Raw genomic sequence first — 16,468 nt, 5'->3', positions numbered from 1 at the left:
TCATTCTCCCCTTACTTTCTTGTCGGCTAAGCTTTTCCCGAAAATACCGACAACCGTATACCGTTTCATAATTTCGGCACCCGTTACATAATAAGGACCTGTCCGGAGCCAGGCATGAGCACTTAATTTTCCGCTGCCATTTTTCATCGTGCCAAGATATAAAGTGCTTTCTACCCGGCGTTTCTCCAGCATCTTCATACAGGCGATAGCCATAACCAGGCATTTGCTTTCCCATAACGTATAGCGGCTCATAATCCGTATAGACCGAGCAATGGTATGTATAAGCTCTTCATCTTCACGAGCAGTCGTGTAAGATGTCTCCCTCATTGCATTCCCCAGGCTGGGAGCTACCTTCGCGAATGGAATCGCCTTCAGGATTCTAGCCCAGCCGAGGTAAAAGAATGCTTCCAGCAGCATAAACTTAAAGGCTCTGTCGGAAGAAATAAATTTACGGAGCCGTCCCATCTTTTTATACCTCTGCGCTGACAATAAGCCCCTGCAAAGCAAGCTGCTGCAGAAAAGCTGCTACTTGGTTTGCACAAGTATCCCGGTCAATCTCGTACTCTTCGCACAGCTTCCCTACGATGTCTTCCAAAGTTGTTGGTTCTGCGAGGTGCTCCCAAATGGCACCGCCGGATTGTCCAAGGTTAAAATATTTGCCGCTTTGAATACTCATCATCACTTTGTCTCCACCCATGTCGCTTACCAAATACCCCTCAGCCTGCTTGATCCGCCCGCTTACCAATACACTTTGATCGCTCATATTTTTACGACCTCTCCTTCTCTCACTGTACTTATGATTTGATTGACCAGATCCGGTGCCGTGAATCCGTTAACCGGGCGTTTCAACTGATAGAACGGAATCGCAAGCGCTGCTTTCGCCGCAAAGTTCAACAGCCATTGCTCCTTGTGTAATTCATTTAAAACTTTACCGAGAAATAAATGATATCGAATGAGCTGTACCCGCTCGAGTGATTTCAGCGGCTTCATCTCAATTTGAGGAATATCGGCTTTCTCCAGTTCAAAAATGCCTGCCAGCGGCAGAGGCTCCTTTGTGAACTGATCCCCAAATGGAACTGCGAACTTGGCATAATTATCGAGAATCTGACTATAGTTCGCTGCTTCCATTTGCAAATAATCCAAGCTTTGCTGCCAAAGCTTTTGCTGCGGATAACCAGGGTATGCCGTAAGCTTGTTGTTCTCATCAATCGTCAACCCTACGATGTCATCACTGATCAATTTATAACCTGCCTGCCTAAACGCAGCACCAAGCGTTGACTTGCCTGCCCCGCAGTCCCCAACAATGATGTAGGCCTTTCCATCAATCATGACACCGCTGGCATGCATCGGAGCAATCCCGCGATTTACCATGAGAATAGAAAGACATACTCCCAGCAGGAAAATTCGGACTTCTCTTAAATCCGATCCTTCTTCAGGCATCACTTGAATAAGGGAATTTTCTGCTATTCGATAATAGCCCGCTTCCGGAATATGAAGCACAATTTCATTTCGAGCGAGATCGATATGGCGTTTTTGATCCGGCCCCCAGTTCTGTATATAGCCTCTTAAATCCGCATATTCAATGCTCACGTCCGCCGCGGTACCATCATCGTCTTCAACCCATAATTCCGGCATTTCCATTTCACTTGCCAACCGTAGACCATAAGCGGAATAAAACTTTTTTTCAAAACGTTCATTCTCCCTAATCGGACTCACCTCTTTATCTTTGTGATACTAATTGTAGCAAAATAGACCGTGTTTATCAACAAAATGTATCAAAAAAGACAGAACTATCCCCCGAAATGAATGCCTGCTCCTACCCCGTAATGTTTGATGCTGCTACCCATCGGATCAATTGCACTTTGAAGACTGGACAATAACCGTTCAATAAAGTAACGTTCATTAAATGTCTCCGCATGTTCCCGAATAAGCTGAGGATTCCATTGCTGCTGCTCAAACGTTTGAAGTGCTTCTATTAAATCTCCAGCATTCTGTTGCTTGAAAAACAAACCGTTTAATCCGGGTTTGATCGTGTCAAGAGCCCCGCCTGCCTGGAAGGCAATGACGGGTCTACCGCAGGCATTCGCTTCAAGCGGCGTAATGCCAAAGTCCTCGAGCCCCGGGAACAGCAGTGCTCGGCATCCCTGCATGTAACGGGTGACCTCTTCGTCGCTTCTTCTGCCCAGAAATTGAACGGTTGGTCCGGCCATGGCTTCAAGGCGCTTGCGGTCGTCGCCATCTCCCACGATCAGAAGCTTTCGTCCGAGGCGGGAACAGGCTTCGATGGCGATATCAATCTTCTTATAAGAGACCAGCCTTGAAACAATGAGGAAATAATCGCCCGGAGCCTCCTCGCTGATCGAGAAACGCTCTACTTCGACAGGAGGATAAATAACAGAAGACTCTAATCCGTAATACTTGCGTATTCTTTCTTTCACTACGCTGGAATTGGCAATCAGCCGGTCAACTTGCTTTGAATTTGCTTTATCCCACAGGCGTAAGGGGAAGGTCAGCCATTTTGCGGCTATTTTCCGAAATCGAGATACTTTCACATTCTCGATATAGCCGTCAAAATTCCAGGCAAACCTCATCGGAGAGTGACAGTAACATAAATGAACCGCTTGATCCGGCTTACGGATTCCCTTGGCATAGGCGCTGCTTGAGCTAATTATGATGTCATAGTTCTCGAAATCCATTGACCTTACTGCGAAAGGATACAGCCAGAAGTAAAGTTTAAAATCACGCAAAATATTCGGAATACGCTGCATCCATGTCGATCTGATGTCAGCATTGCGTAATTCGGGCAATAACTTTTCCCTGTCGACTATAGTCGTATAGATAGGCGCTTCCGGGAAAAGCTTATGAATAACGCCAACAACTCTCTCCGCTCCGCCCATTTGGTTTAAATAATCATGAACAATGGCTATCCGGTAATTCATTTCGCCACCTCCCTGGATTGCCGGAGCCCGCTGTTTGTTCCCGTTTCCCCGGTCGTTAAGTGCGAATATATTTGTTCTGTCGCTGCCGCAGCCTGCTCAATGGAGAAATGATTTTTTATCCGTTCAATGCCGTTCTCGCAGATCCTTCTACGCAGTTCCTCATTCCTTTGAATATCTTGAATACCTTGGACTAGCTCCAATATATTACGGGTTGTATACAAAAGTCCGTTACGCTTATGCTGAATAATCTCAGATACCCCTCCGCCACTTGTAGCAATAACAGGAGTTCCCTGTGCCATTGCTTCGATGATGACACGCCCGAAGGGCTCGTTCTCCGAACACAGCAGAAGCAGATCCGCCGCGCAGCAAATTTCATCAATGTCCTCGCGAAAACCTGTGAAACGAACATAATCCTTCACCTTCAACCGTTCGGCCAGCCGATAAAGTTCCTCCAGATACAGCTCATTCTCCAGACGAAACTTTGGCTCTCCGACAATCCATAAATAATTCTCCTCTCCCTGTTGGACTAATGCATGAAGGGCCCGAATCGCATCTTCTTGTCGTTTCCATGGCGCGATTTGACCTATAATGGTCATAACCTTGCTCTCTAAAGGGGTATTTAGCTGCATTCGGATTTTCTCCCTAATATATTCCTTCTCCTTAACAGGAAATTCGCTTAGCACAGCCCCGTTGTGAACGAGCTGAATCCGTTGTCCAAGTTTAAGGTAATCTTTCATGACGGGCTCAGAAATAGCAATAACCGACTGCGCAGCCCTCATCGCATACATTCGTATTAACCAGCCGGTCAGCCCTTTAGGCGGGATATCATGGAGATGCCACACAACAGGAATACGGTGACGCCAGGAGAAAAACGAAGCCATCATGCCCGCCCGCAGCGAATTGGCATGAATCACTTGAATGTCTTGTTCCCTAACGGCTTCCGATAACTGCCAACCGGCCTTAAACATTCCGATTAAACCTGCAGCCAGCCGGAACGGATTGCGGCTGAGCCTAGCATTAAAGCTGGCCAGGGGTACAACCTCAAGCCAATCTTTTCTTGCCCGGTCAAGCAGCTCGCCTTCCGGCGCAAAAATTACCGGGTGAGCTTTCGTATAATGCTTAGCCGTCACCATCAGATTCATCTCTGCCCCACTTACCGCGCTTGTATGGTTATAGTAGGCGATTCTCATCTGCCGGTTCCCCCTTTTTGGCGTATCTGCTGTGCCTCCTTGAATACTTCGGTGACCGCACCGGCCACACTGCTCCACGTATACCGCTGTAGAACATGCTCCCTGCAGGCTTCTCTTGTCGGAATGGCCAGTCTCCCGCTTAAGGCATGGATTAATTTTCCGCTTATCGATTCAACAGTCCCGTCATTAAACAGCAGATCGGGCGAGAATTTGCGCAATATTTCATTGGTGCCGCCGTATGGTGTTCCAAACACCGGCGTACCGCAAGCCATTGACTCAATGGTAACAAGGCCAAAGCCTTCAAGAGTAATCGTCGGGACGATGCTGTAATCTGCCGCTTGATACCATTCTACCAATTCTTCGTTGGATACCCTGCCGAGCATCTTCACATTTGCCGTTATACCAAGCTTCACAATAAGCTGCTCATACTCGCTGCGCATAGGACCATCCCCGGCAATATACAGCAAAGCTGTCGGGTGCTCACGGGTTACTGCATGCATAGCCTCAATCAGACGGTCAATGCCCATCCGGCGTACAATACGCCTTGCGCAAAACAACAGCTTTTGGCCTGGGGCAATACCAAGCTTAGCCCGTAATGCCTCCCGGTCCCGATGAGGCTTGAACCGCTCATGCTCAACAGCTCCGGGAATAATGTGAATCTTCCTGTCATCAATACCGTAATTGCCCGACAATATGTCCCTGAAGTATTCGCTTAGTACAATAAAACGGTCTGAACGCCGGTAGGTCAGCTGTTCGACCTGCTTCTTGAGCAAATACCGGGCTTCCCGGACAAGTCGCGGCTTATTGCCTTCTTCCAGCTTCGATTCGAGTGCCCACGGCCCGTGAAAGTGGGTGACGATCGGAATATGTTCCGGCAGTGATTGCCTGGATACCATCGATGCATATAAGGCAAAATGCGGATTAAAGACATCCGGGCGAAATTGCTGCACAGCCTGCAGGGTGTGCTTACGGACCGATCGGATCCGGGCCAGCAGATTACTTGCCTTTACTGCTGTATTGGCTACATTCAGGCTTGTATTCAGTTCTATTCCGGGCTCAGCCACTACGAGCCCAAGCTCTGAATGGCCGTATTGCTTCATGGCGCTTGTATAGTCTACAAAATAACGGTTTAGTCCTCCGGGCTGCTGATCATTCCATCCTAATCCGGTCGTTAACACATTCATTAGCGATCACTCTTTTCATCCTGCTTATCTGTTTAATACTTCCTCATAGATATGTAATGTTTCTTCCGCGACACGCTTCACCCGGTAGAAATCAAGTCCTTGCCTCGCTTGTTCCCGGAAATACTCTCTTTTCTTCGCATCCTCCAGCAAATCAATTACCGCCTCCGCCAATACAGCTGGCTGTCTGGGAGGAACAAGCACTCCGGAGCCTCCATGATCCAATGCTTCGGGAATGCCATCCACACCTGTGGCAACGATGGCACAACCCGCTTCCCTTGCCTCTATGAGGACAAGCGGAAACGGGTCTTTGTGAGAAGCAAGAACAAATACATCTGCAGCCTGCATATAAGGCATAGGATCATGCTGAAAGCCTTCGAATTTGATTTGGTTTCCGTAAAAGGATAAGCTTGCCATGCTCTCAAATAAGGATCGATCCGGCCCTTCACCAACAATATACAGCTCAACGCCCTCTACCTTAGCGGCAATCTGATCAAAGGCTTCTATTAAATCTCCGATGCCTTTACGTGTATATAGCCCGGCTACCGTCACAATTGTTACTCCTTTCAAATCCAGCATGGAAGAACCTTGGATTTTTCTAGGGCTTCCGACGGTTCCATTTCGTACGACCTTTAGTTTATTCTTATGAATCCCCCGTGCAGCCATAGATTGGGCCACAGCATCACTTACTGCAATAACCGCATCTCCAACTTTCATCAAGTCGGCGTGCTTTTGAAACTCGTTATGTACATGCGTAATAATTTTGTAAGAATGGAGCCCTTTCAGATATCGGGAAAGTAACGCGCCTGTCATCATATGGGCGTGAATAATATCGGGACGCAAACGTCTGATCTCCGAACGGAAACGAAAAAAAGCCCGCAGCATCGATGCAGGCTTTCTCGTTTGATCGAGCGTACAGTGGGCTACCCCATTTGCATGAAGAAGATGCTCGTAGCTTCCTCCTCCCGACATCACAATAACCTCATGTCCCATCCTCGCCTGTTCGCAGGCCAAATCAACCATGACGTTTACAATGCCATTGCCAACCTCCTGAACATGATTGGCGATATGTACGATTTTCATCCGCTCCTCTTCACTCCGTTCCCGCGTACTTCTTCATAGAATTCGATAGCTTCTCCGGCAATCTGCCTCCAGTCATGCTGTTGCGCTGTCTGGTAAGCCTTCATTCTGAGTTCAAACAAGCAGGACGGGTCACCCAGCAGCAGCTTCAGCTTCCTTACAATCGCATCCGGATCTCTCGCAGGAATGACCAGCGCATCCTCATTATCACGGAGAAAAGCCTCTGTCGTGAAGGAAGTTACCGGAGCAAGACCACAAGCCATCGCTTCCAGAAGGGACAAAGGATAACCCTCCGACAAAGTCGGCAGCAGCTTGATATGATGTCCGGCCAACAGTGCCGGCAGCTCTTTATGGTTGTAAGCAGGAATAACATGAATCCTGGAATGAAGCCCGGGGTCATAGTCTGCCAGTACCGTTTCAGCCGGACAACCTGTTCCGATAAATGACAATTCCACATGCGGATAATCACGCAATATCACATTCATGGCTTCTGCCGTATATTGGATACCTTTTCGCATAATGTAGCTGCCAATCTGCACAACCCGGATTTTGTCACCCGGCTGGATTTCCGTTACAGTTACCGGCAAGCCAAGAAAATATTCGGGAAGCCCGTTCCTGACCAGACGCGAGCTTGCCTGCTTCACCTTCAATCTGGTTACAGCATATTGATAATCCTGCTTGTTGAGGAAAAAGGCTCCATCGGACTTCCGGAAGGATAAAGCGACCTCCCAGAGCCGGAGCCCGCCATGATAAAGCGGATATTTCCAGGACAATCTGATATTTCCACGCTTATGCTCCTCCAGCAAACCCTCATGCATCGTATGTTCAAGTCCGTGACTTCTCGTTATAAGAGAAGGCTCCCGATTCTTACTCCGAAACAGGCTCCAGATCCATGCATCACCGCTTGATGCATCGACAATATCCAGCTTCTGACCTGCACGCCGGATATGCCGGAACAAATAAAACGGGAAAGCAATAGCCTTCAATTTTCCGGGCAAATAGGAGGGCAGGTTATCATAGGTAAATAAACTGACCTGATGCCCGGCATGTTCATATTCTCTGTATAATTGATAGGTTGCATTAGCAGCCCCTGCGTTTATGTTCATCTCATGATGAATCGTTAAGAGAATATTCATAATAAAGCTCCCTCCTTTTCCATAGGCTTTGATCTTCTCCTGTTTAGCTGCTCTTTCACCCAGCGCCAATCTTCTACTCTGAACAAGAAAGCCGTCCAGCTAGTTCCAAGCTCCTTGCGGTAAAGAAGCAAAATAAACAAGTAATTGACACCTGCGGATATAAGAAGCGAATACGCTGCCCCCATAATTCCCAGATGCGGCGTAAGTAGATTGATTAGTACGGCATTCATAATCAATGAGGCAACCTTGAGCAGCGTAACCCTGCCCGGCTTATCCGTAGCCATAAAGCCTTGCGCAAGAGTCCATGTCGCACTGCCAATAGCAGCCTGAATAATAAGAATGCGGAAGATCGGGATGGCATCCTCAAAGGATTTGCCGTAGAGCAGCAATAATCCGAAAGGGGCCAGCAAGATAGCACCAAGCACGAGAATGACCGTAATCACCGAGCTTATCCGGTAAACCTTCAAGGTGAGCTCTATCGCTTCTGTCTGATCTAGTCCTGAGGCTTGTGGAAACAAGACCGAGACGACCGAAGCTTGAATGATATCCAGCATCTTCGACAGATTCAGGGCGACAAGATAGATACCAAGACTTACAGGCGACAGTAAACCAACAACAAGCACCTGATCGATATAAAAGGATAAGGTCCCCGCAAGATCTGTACCATAGGACCGGATGCCATACTGTACAAGCTGCTTGGAGGAATCTATAACCCCCTTTTGCTTAAACGAATAGACGGACAACAGCCTGATCATGATCCATAAGGACAGCGGTATCGTTGGAGCGACATAAGCAAGCGACGTATAGAATGGATTGACACTGTCGGTTACAACCAGGGCAAAAAGCAGAATGAGAGTAATAACGTTCGGCAAGTAGCGGATGCGGTTAAATAACGAGTACTCTTCCCGGGCTTGCAGAACGGCGTTATTGATTGCTCCCAGAAGACCAAAAGGCACAAGAATAAGCGCCCAGCAAGCAAACCGGATTTTATCGGAGGAATAGCCATCCATCCAGCTCGGAAGAAACACAAGTCCCCCGATCATGGATATGGTACCAAGAACGAAACACATCCATAGGGAGGCAAGAAACAGGGAGCCATGATCACTGTTTTTTTGCTTCATATAGTAGATTATAGAGGAGGGCAGCCCGAGCGTAACGATATAGGAAAGCAGCTGCGGCCACATAATCATGGCTGCTTGTTCGCCTCTGCCTTCTGGTCCAAGATATCTTGCAATGATGATGCCGGTCATCGTATTAAGCAAGAGGATAAATACATTTGACGCAAAAATCTGGGTCATATAACCAAAGCTATCTTTTCGCTTCAACATCCTTAATATAGCCATATCCATTTCCCTTCAAGACTTTGCTGCTGCAAAAGTCTTCTTCCTTGCCGTCTCATCTATTAATTGGCTGTAATGACGGGCCATCGCATTCCATGAATTACCCCCGGCAATATGCACCGCTTGCTCACCCATGCGCTTCAATCGGTGGCGGTCATAAACACAACTCCTTATCGCCTCAGCCAAAGCAACCGCATCATCCGGATCATCGAGTATAACAGCCGCCTCCTCATTCAGCAGTTCAACCGCCCCGCAGTTACGGCTTGCAATAACCGGAAGACCTGTCGCCATTGCCTCCAGAATAACTAGCGCGAACGGCTCATACCGGGAGGGATAAACGAATAAATCGGCTGCAGACATCAATTCGGCCATATCCTTGCGGTATCCCAAAAAATGAACACGATCCTCAATACCAAGATCGGCTGCCATTTGAGGATAAATACTGCCTTCTGTCCAGCCTACTACAAGCAAATGAACATCATGAACCTTGGTAAGTGCCTTCAGTACCGTGTCCAGATTTTTGCGCGATGATCGAATATCGCCAGCAAACATGGCGTACACCGTGTCTTCAGACAACTTCAGATTAGCGCGCTTTACCGGTCTCGGGTAAAACTCTTGCAAATCAACGCCGTTACGGATGACGGCAATGCATTCTTTTCCAATGCCGGCATATTGAACCAATTCCATTTTGACCTGTTCCGACACGGCAACGATAGTTCTTGAACGCTTCATTGCTTTCCGCTCTAAATACCGGTTAAAACTTGTATAAATATATTGATAGAAGGACCTCGGGCTTCTCCTTTCCTGGTAAGGATGATAGGGAGAAGCAAGCCAGGCACTGTGCACGAAATGAATACAGTTGATATCTGACCTTGCATAGGTGACAAATCCGTTAACAATCGTTAGATCGACACGGGAACGAAGTCTGTCCAGCCAAATCGTTGCTCCGATCGCAAACACCTGGTTCCTGAGCAGTTCCATCGGCCATCCTTTAACGGTTACTTCCTTCCATTCAACAAGCGGATGATCCTTTAAATCCTCGGATATCTCAGAGGAAATGATGATAATCTCATGTCCTTGTCCAACAGCTTCCTGAATAACCTCGTAATTTACACGTCCCTGTCCATCGCCTTTTTTCACCTTATGGGTAACGAAGCAAATTCTCATCATTCACCTTCTCCTTATGCTCCATAAAAACCATAGATACCAAAAACCAGATACATGCCCCTCCGACACCCGACATCATATTGCTGCTTAAGAACAAAAACATAACGGCTACCATCGTTCCAAACGCGAGGTGACGGTATTCCTTGTGTTCGTTTGTCGTTTTTAACGTGTAAACAAGCAAAAACAACAATAGTCCGATAAAAAGTAATCCTCCAGGCAGACCAAACGTATAAAATACATTCAAATATCCGTTATCGAAATCCTGAAGGGCATTCTTGTTAAGTTTGGCGCTAAGCCCCGTGCTGCCAAGGCCGTTCCCAAGCGGATTGGCCGAAATATATTGCGAAATATGCGTTGAGAAAGCAAGCCTTTCCTGATAGGAAGTATCTTCGCTCAAATTGCCAAATGATTCAAAGCGGGAAGTGATGGAATCCGAACCCGGCAGGCTTGGAAGTACAAATTGAAAGAAAATGACCAGTGCAGCAAGCATGGTGACAAGCTTCATTTTATTTTGGGATTTAGCCTGCATAAAATAAGCAATAATCATTGCGGCAAGGCCAATCCAGCTGCTTCTTACAAGTGTCAGAAGCAAAGCAAAGACAACAAGCAGCAGACCGGGTACTCCGAATGCACGCCATTTCTTATTCATTACCATTACAGCTAGTGCAAAAGAAAAATAAACTCCGGCCGGTCCCGGTGAATTCAAGGTGGAGAATACTCTCACTTCCATCGGCTCGGGGTGCCCGATCGACTGCATCTCAGACTGAATCATCCAGAATTTATCCCACGGGGGGATGGCGAAATATTGAATGATCCCGTATATTCCGACCAAAGCAGCGATGGAGGTAAAACTTTTCAGCCATAGATCTCTAGCGGAATTATGGAATGTACTCACATTGATATATGGCACAATAAGCAGCGGTGACAGGTAATTGATAAAATCAAAGCCGGCCGCCATTGCCCCGTACTGAGGCAATCCGATTATAAGGCCATAAACAAACACAAACATGGCAGTGGCCAAGACGCCGATCGATACCCGGGAAAGCCTTTTATAACCTTTTATAATTGGAATAAGCATCGTTAGACTGACAAGAAACGGTGCTAAGGCCATAATGGGGGTGTCACTATAGGAGTTGAAAGACCAGTCAAGCAGCCGCCTTAATTCCGGGTATACGGACCAAACAGCCAACATGTAGGGCAAATAGGCAATCGGCTTGACCTGCTGGATGAATAATGCGCCCATCGTTAGCAATAAAACGACTGACAGCTGCCAGAGCTCCTGGAACAAATATGTCTTGGCAGAAATATTGCCAATTACCGCAACAATAAATAATACTCCGGCCAAGCTAGCAGTTTTCAGAAAGGCAGTCCGGGTTAAATCTATGAATTTATTGACATTATCCAAGTTTTCCAACCGTCCCATCTGCCTCTGAATGTGGTGCTCAGCTTACGAAAGGCGGTTACTCCTTCACGCGGAACCATCCGGATCAGCTGTAACAGTCCAGGCGATGGACTGCTGCCTACCGTTATAACCCACATCACGTACATCATTCTTCGAAACGCATTGGAATGCTTCAGGATCATGTAAGTTTCGTTATGCGCCATATTCATACAAGCGGTCTCATTAAACAAGTTTCGCTTGTCCTCGTCAAACCTCTCAGCCGGGTAATGGTTTACACACACACTAGGATCATAACGGAGCCGCCAGCCGCCTTGTTTTACGAGCAGACTTACTCCAATTTCGAGATGAACCTGTGCCCCGTTTCCGCGTAGTCTTTCATCAAAGTTGATACCTGCAATCGCTTCTCTTCGGAAGCTCATATTGGCCCCCTTTAATATATCGACCTCTCTTGGAGCACCTATTCCGATATGATGATTGCCGGTCATTCTTCCGAACCAGGAAAGCTTTCCGACGCTTCTCGCCTCACCGTATTCGAGACGTCCGGCATGATATACCCAATCTTTCCCGCCAAGTCCGCCCAGCTGTGAGTCTGCCTCATAATGCTGTTCAATTCTAGCAAGCCAGTCGGGATAAGGAACTGTATCATCATCGGTAATGACGATAATATCGCCAAATGCCGATTTTATCCCCGCATTATAAGCAGCCACTGCGCCTGATCGGTAAACGAGTACGGATTTCAGAAGCGTGTTGCCCGAATGACTAAGCAGGTCTATTGTTTCCTGATCCGTATCTCTTGCAACAATTATGATTTCATCCGGCTGCCGTTGCTGCTTGGATAGTCCGTCCAAGCAATTTGTTAAGCTGTCCACCCGCTTGAAGGTAGGAATGACGACGCTGATTCTCATGAAACTTCACCGGTCCTTTTTACGGTTTAAAAAAACTAGCTATATCCTCTTGCCGGGGCAAGAAAACATAGCTAGCATTTTAAAAAAGAAATAAAATAGGCATTTAACCTGTCCTCACATCACACTATCGACAATGATGTCTAAGGTCAATTGACCCACAGCGTGACCGAGTGCCTACAGTGATAAAGGTTCAGTAGACATTACCTATCTTCTGCTGCACTCCGGTGTCGATGTTATGCTATTTGCTTGATCCATAATATTTCATATAAGCGATATCCTGCCTTTTCATCTGATTAAATACAGCACCGATAATACGGGATTGTACAAAATCCAGCTTTTCCTTAGCCTTGCGCACAAAAGCCTTTTTCACTTTTCCGGCATGGATAACAAGGAGAACACCGTCACTCAAAGAACTAATAATCAGACTGTCTGTTACGGCGAGTACCGGCGGAGTATCAAACAAGATAAGATCATAACTTTCCCTTAGCTCATCGACTAAAGTTTTCATCCGAGTGGATCCAAGCAGCTCGGCCGGGTTAGGCGGGGTTGCCCCGGACGTTATCAGCGATAAATTGTCCACTCCACTATCCCTCACTACTTCCTCCAGCGTACTCATCCCGGTTAGCAAACTCGTTAAGCCCTGACGGTTGGTCTGGCTGAAGATCCGGTGAACGCTAGGCTTTCGCAGATCCGTATCAATGAGAAGAACCCGCTTCCCTTCCATCGCATACGCAACTGCTAAGTTGCAGATGACTGTTGATTTACCTTCTCCTGCCTGGGCAGATGTGACCATCAGGAGCTGAATCGATGAATCAACCGAGGAGTACTGTATATTGGTACGCAGCGTTCGGTAAGCTTCAGATACAATAGAGCTTGGATTAATCAATACAACTAACCGACTGTCATTGGTTGAGCGAGACATATGAACCTTCACCTGCTTCTTTTCTAATTAGGACCTGCTCGCCGCGTTTGCCGCGTAAATCTTCTTTTTTCATTTTCCCCATTGTAGCCAGAAGCGGAATACCTAGAAGCTCCTTGAGTTCCTCTTCATTTTTTACAGTGTCGTCTAGGAAGTGCAGGATAAGGACCAGTGCGACCGCAACCATAAGGGAGAGGATAAAGGCCATTACAATGCTCATAAAGACATTGATATTGACCGGTTCATGTGATAGACCGTCATTTATTTTGGCTTCGTTCAAGATGGTGATATTATCAACGTTCATAATGAGGGGAATCTGCTCTTTAAAGACTTCGGAAATGGCATTTACAGTCTTTGCAGCAGCTTCGTACGAGGTGGACCAATAAGTAAGATTAAGCACTTGAGAGTTGTCCGACGAACTGACCGAAAGTGTGCTGGCCAGCTGATAAGCGGAATCCTCGATTGCAGGATATTGCTGCACCACTTTATCCAGTATGGCGGAAGAAACAATAATTTCTTTGTAGGAGTCCATCAGCATAAGGTTTGTCTGCAGCAGACCAACGCTCGGGTAGCCTTGTTGATTCATATTTGCGGATTGATTTACAATTAATTTCGCATTGGCTTCGTAGATTGGTGTTGTATAGTAGTAGCTTTTTACACCAGATGCCGTACAAGCAAGCAAGACAAACAAAAGAATCAACCACCACTTTTTAAGTACAATTCTGAAATACTGTTTAATTTCCACTTACGCACCTCCGCCGGTACTTTTAGATACGTTTTGTATATATCTAACTTTATGATACAATTAGTAGCATGTCAAGAACTATTCCATCACAAAAGCCGACAATTAGGAAGTAGTACTTCATAATTGTCGGCTTATGAGCAGGTATAGAAATAGCGCTTTATGGAATCATCGTAATTTGCAGTTTACCGTTAACAAGTTCAATTCTGCCTCTTGCCCCAGTTGCTTTATCCGTCAGAATAAAGGCGTCTCCGCTTTCAATTGCTGGCCTTGAATAAGCATGATTGTACGGAGAGTAAGAGCTGTTCGTATCATAAGATACCATGACAGCCGCCAAATAGGTTGGCTGTGAAGCTGATAAATCAAAGAAGGAAACCGAATAGGCGTTTGCGTTTGGAGCATATTGTTCCCTGCAGGAGATCCTCGTCCATTGATTTACAGGCACCTCAAACGTATTATCGTAGAGGGTAGTAAAATTTCCGAATTCAAGCCGGCTGCGGTATCGGGATTGCGGGGATAAAATAAAATATTCAAAACAAATGTAACGTTTCGTATCTATAGAAAGTGGTGAAGGATTAAACGGGATTCCGACAAAAGGGTTACTTGAGCCGTTAGGTGTAATTTTCAATACCCCAGCAACAGCTTTATCTACATATGCCTTCATTTCCGAGCTAAAGGGAACAGGCAGAGAATCAAGATTCGTTACCATAGTAAGGCTGATGCCGGTACCCGCAACAATCTTCCAGTTGTTCTGTTGCTCCGGATTGACGATTAAATTACCGTGGCTTACCGGGTTATTCGCCTTGGCATGAATGGACTCTCCTACTGAATAAGGCGTAGAGTAAAGCAAAGTAGCCATCACATTACGCTTTACGATTTTAACATATTTAGCCTGAAGACCCGAGATAACATTATCCTTTTCCAGCATGTTGATATAGGCAGTACCCAATGCGCCAGGTGCATTCGATTTAACAACAAGGCCTTCAATATCATCGAATTGGGCATTCATAATCGTGCCCAGATATACGCCGTAGCTTTGCTTCGACTGACTGGCTTTTAAGGTATCGGGCAGGGCATAATATTCGGCTGCGTTCGGATCGATGGAAGACCAGGACATCCCAAAGCCGGACATGTAGAATCCGTTTGTTACCGATTTCGGCAATAGCCGAATCGCAGCCTCACCAATCTGCTCGAACCGGACAGATTCCATCGTTCCGCTAAGCCCTCCAACAACACCGCTTCCATTATTATAAGTGTCCGAATCGATGACCTGATAGATCCCATAAGGCGAATACCCCATATGCACACGCTTCATCGTTGCATTAAATCCGCCATAATGGCCAACATGCTCCTTTATCCCTAGCATGATACAACAGAATGCGCCGGTAATGCCGCCGCCCTCAAAATAATAGTCTTCGCTGTTCTTCACGCAGTAAAGCCCGATAAGACCGTTCCACGTACAATCGTAAGAGGTTATATGCCCGTCTGTGCTGTTTAGCAGCAGACCCACCTTTACCTGTTTGGTGCTGACACTTCGGAAAATCGGCTTGGCCCCTCCAGCTACTTCAATTGCCGTGGTGCCTGCAGCAAACATGCTGTAAGAATCCTGATCAAACAGACTTTTATTGACCCAGGTCGATAGCGTTCTCGAATTGTAGCTCACTTGACCGATAATTGCGAAGTTTTCAAAGATCGCATCAACCCCAGCATTCTCTATCCGTATACATGGTAATAAATCGGTTGTCTTGTCAATCGGATCCCACAAAAGCAGTGACCCGCTCTGATCTTCATCCAGGTAATTCGCAGCACCGTACATTCCACGGGAATTATTGATTAAGGTCTGGCGAATCCGGTATTTGCCCACAGGGATAAATATCCGATGCTTCTTGCCGCTAATCGCCATCGCAGCCTGAAAAGCTGCGGTATCATCCGCCGTACTGTCGCCTACGGCTCCAAACCATGTCGGATAAATATCGCCTACCTTTGGCGTTCCCGCAATGGTTCCTCCCGCCGTAATGTCGAAGATCCAATCATAAAGACTGGCTGCAATGGTTCCGTTTACAGTAATAGTAACTCCTTTTGCCGGCTTCAGCCGGGCGCCGCGGGCGAACTCCAGCCTCTTGGTAGCGGGTATCGTTATGCTCTTCTCGATCAGATATACGCCGGGCGGAACAAAAATCGCGGTTGTTGCCGTGTCGTTGACTGCCGTTAGGAGTGCATTGTAGCTGCCGGCAGCACCGCTGGCATCAGCTCCCTTCCACCGAATGTCCATCCCTCGCGCACCAAGCTCGTTGTCGAGCGCAGTAAAGTTTGCGTTTAATTCGGATGGTTTGACCGTTTCAGATGTTCCCCAGATGTTCATGCCCATGTTACTTGTTTTACCAGTCGCCATACTTACTCCCCCTTTCTTCTCCTCCTTCCATATATGCAGCCAATATAGCAACGGCAACCGCGAATAGCCCTCCTT

At 46.9% G+C, this 16,468-nt stretch carries 15 protein-coding genes; all 15 read right to left on the bottom strand.

Annotated elements, in window-relative coordinates; genetic code table 11:
- Complete coding sequence (locus tag ACR9FF_RS06505; protein WP_435169812.1) at positions 1 to 465, bottom strand: lasso peptide biosynthesis B2 protein; 465 nt, start codon at positions 463 to 465, stop codon at positions 1 to 3.
- Positions 466 to 469: 4 nt separating this feature from the next.
- Positions 470 to 763: a lasso peptide biosynthesis PqqD family chaperone gene (locus ACR9FF_RS06500; protein WP_435169810.1), complete on the bottom strand. Its 294-nt coding sequence runs from the start codon at positions 761 to 763 to the stop codon at positions 470 to 472.
- Positions 760 to 1,635: a hypothetical protein gene (locus ACR9FF_RS06495; RefSeq protein WP_435169808.1), complete on the bottom strand. Its 876-nt coding sequence runs from the start codon at positions 1,633 to 1,635 to the stop codon at positions 760 to 762. The genes ACR9FF_RS06500 and ACR9FF_RS06495 overlap by 4 nt, the downstream gene beginning before the upstream one ends.
- A gap of 155 nt (positions 1,636 to 1,790) precedes the next feature.
- On the bottom strand, positions 1,791 to 2,939 hold the full coding sequence (locus ACR9FF_RS06490; RefSeq protein WP_435169806.1) for a glycosyltransferase: 1,149 nt from the start codon (positions 2,937 to 2,939) through the stop codon (positions 1,791 to 1,793).
- The gene (locus ACR9FF_RS06485; RefSeq protein WP_435169804.1) at positions 2,936 to 4,129 is read right to left on the bottom strand and encodes a glycosyltransferase family 4 protein; all 1,194 of its coding nucleotides are present in this window, start codon (positions 4,127 to 4,129) and stop codon (positions 2,936 to 2,938) included. The genes ACR9FF_RS06490 and ACR9FF_RS06485 overlap by 4 nt, the downstream gene beginning before the upstream one ends.
- Positions 4,126 to 5,313 carry a glycosyltransferase family 4 protein gene (locus tag ACR9FF_RS06480; RefSeq protein WP_435169802.1) on the bottom strand — a complete coding sequence of 396 codons (1,188 nt, stop codon included), beginning with the start codon at positions 5,311 to 5,313 and terminating at the stop codon, positions 4,126 to 4,128. Before ACR9FF_RS06480 ends, ACR9FF_RS06485 begins: the two co-directional genes overlap by 4 nt.
- Positions 5,314 to 5,337: 24 nt before the next feature.
- Positions 5,338 to 6,393, bottom strand: a complete 1,056-nt coding sequence (locus ACR9FF_RS06475) for a glycosyltransferase family 4 protein (RefSeq protein WP_435169800.1) — start codon at positions 6,391 to 6,393, stop codon at positions 5,338 to 5,340.
- Entirely contained in the window at positions 6,390 to 7,526 is a 1,137-nt protein-coding gene (locus tag ACR9FF_RS06470; RefSeq protein WP_435169798.1) for a glycosyltransferase family 4 protein, read from the bottom strand. Before ACR9FF_RS06470 ends, ACR9FF_RS06475 begins: the two co-directional genes overlap by 4 nt.
- Positions 7,523 to 8,869 (bottom strand): lipopolysaccharide biosynthesis protein, encoded by a 1,347-nt coding sequence (locus tag ACR9FF_RS06465; protein ID WP_435169796.1) that lies wholly within the window; start codon positions 8,867 to 8,869, stop codon positions 7,523 to 7,525. The genes ACR9FF_RS06470 and ACR9FF_RS06465 overlap by 4 nt, the downstream gene beginning before the upstream one ends.
- Positions 8,870 to 8,881: 12 nt before the next feature.
- Entirely contained in the window at positions 8,882 to 10,036 is a 1,155-nt protein-coding gene (locus tag ACR9FF_RS06460) for a glycosyltransferase family 4 protein (RefSeq protein ID WP_435169794.1), read from the bottom strand.
- The gene (locus ACR9FF_RS06455; protein WP_236013388.1) at positions 10,008 to 11,378 is read right to left on the bottom strand and encodes an O-antigen ligase family protein; all 1,371 of its coding nucleotides are present in this window, start codon (positions 11,376 to 11,378) and stop codon (positions 10,008 to 10,010) included. Before ACR9FF_RS06455 ends, ACR9FF_RS06460 begins: the two co-directional genes overlap by 29 nt.
- A 35-nt stretch (positions 11,379 to 11,413) precedes the next feature.
- On the bottom strand, positions 11,414 to 12,340 hold the full coding sequence (locus tag ACR9FF_RS06450; RefSeq protein WP_435169792.1) for a glycosyltransferase family 2 protein: 927 nt from the start codon (positions 12,338 to 12,340) through the stop codon (positions 11,414 to 11,416).
- Positions 12,341 to 12,578: 238 nt separating this feature from the next.
- The gene (locus tag ACR9FF_RS06445) at positions 12,579 to 13,262 is read right to left on the bottom strand and encodes a CpsD/CapB family tyrosine-protein kinase (RefSeq protein WP_201006202.1); all 684 of its coding nucleotides are present in this window, start codon (positions 13,260 to 13,262) and stop codon (positions 12,579 to 12,581) included.
- A complete protein-coding gene (locus tag ACR9FF_RS06440) occupies positions 13,243 to 14,004 on the bottom strand; it encodes a YveK family protein (RefSeq protein ID WP_435169790.1) in 762 nt (253 codons plus the stop codon). The genes ACR9FF_RS06445 and ACR9FF_RS06440 overlap by 20 nt, the downstream gene beginning before the upstream one ends.
- Before the next feature lie 157 nt (positions 14,005 to 14,161).
- Positions 14,162 to 16,393 (bottom strand): glycosyl hydrolase family 28-related protein, encoded by a 2,232-nt coding sequence (locus ACR9FF_RS06435; RefSeq protein WP_435169788.1) that lies wholly within the window; start codon positions 16,391 to 16,393, stop codon positions 14,162 to 14,164.
- Between the last annotated feature and the right edge of the window lie 75 nt (positions 16,394 to 16,468).

It is taken from the genome of Paenibacillus glycanilyticus, assembly GCF_051200795.1.
In the GTDB taxonomy this organism is placed as follows: Bacteria; Bacillota; Bacilli; order Paenibacillales; family Paenibacillaceae; genus Pristimantibacillus; species Pristimantibacillus glycanilyticus.
The sequence above is the reverse complement of the archived record's forward strand: the minus strand, read 5'-3'. Positions and strand labels throughout refer to the sequence as shown.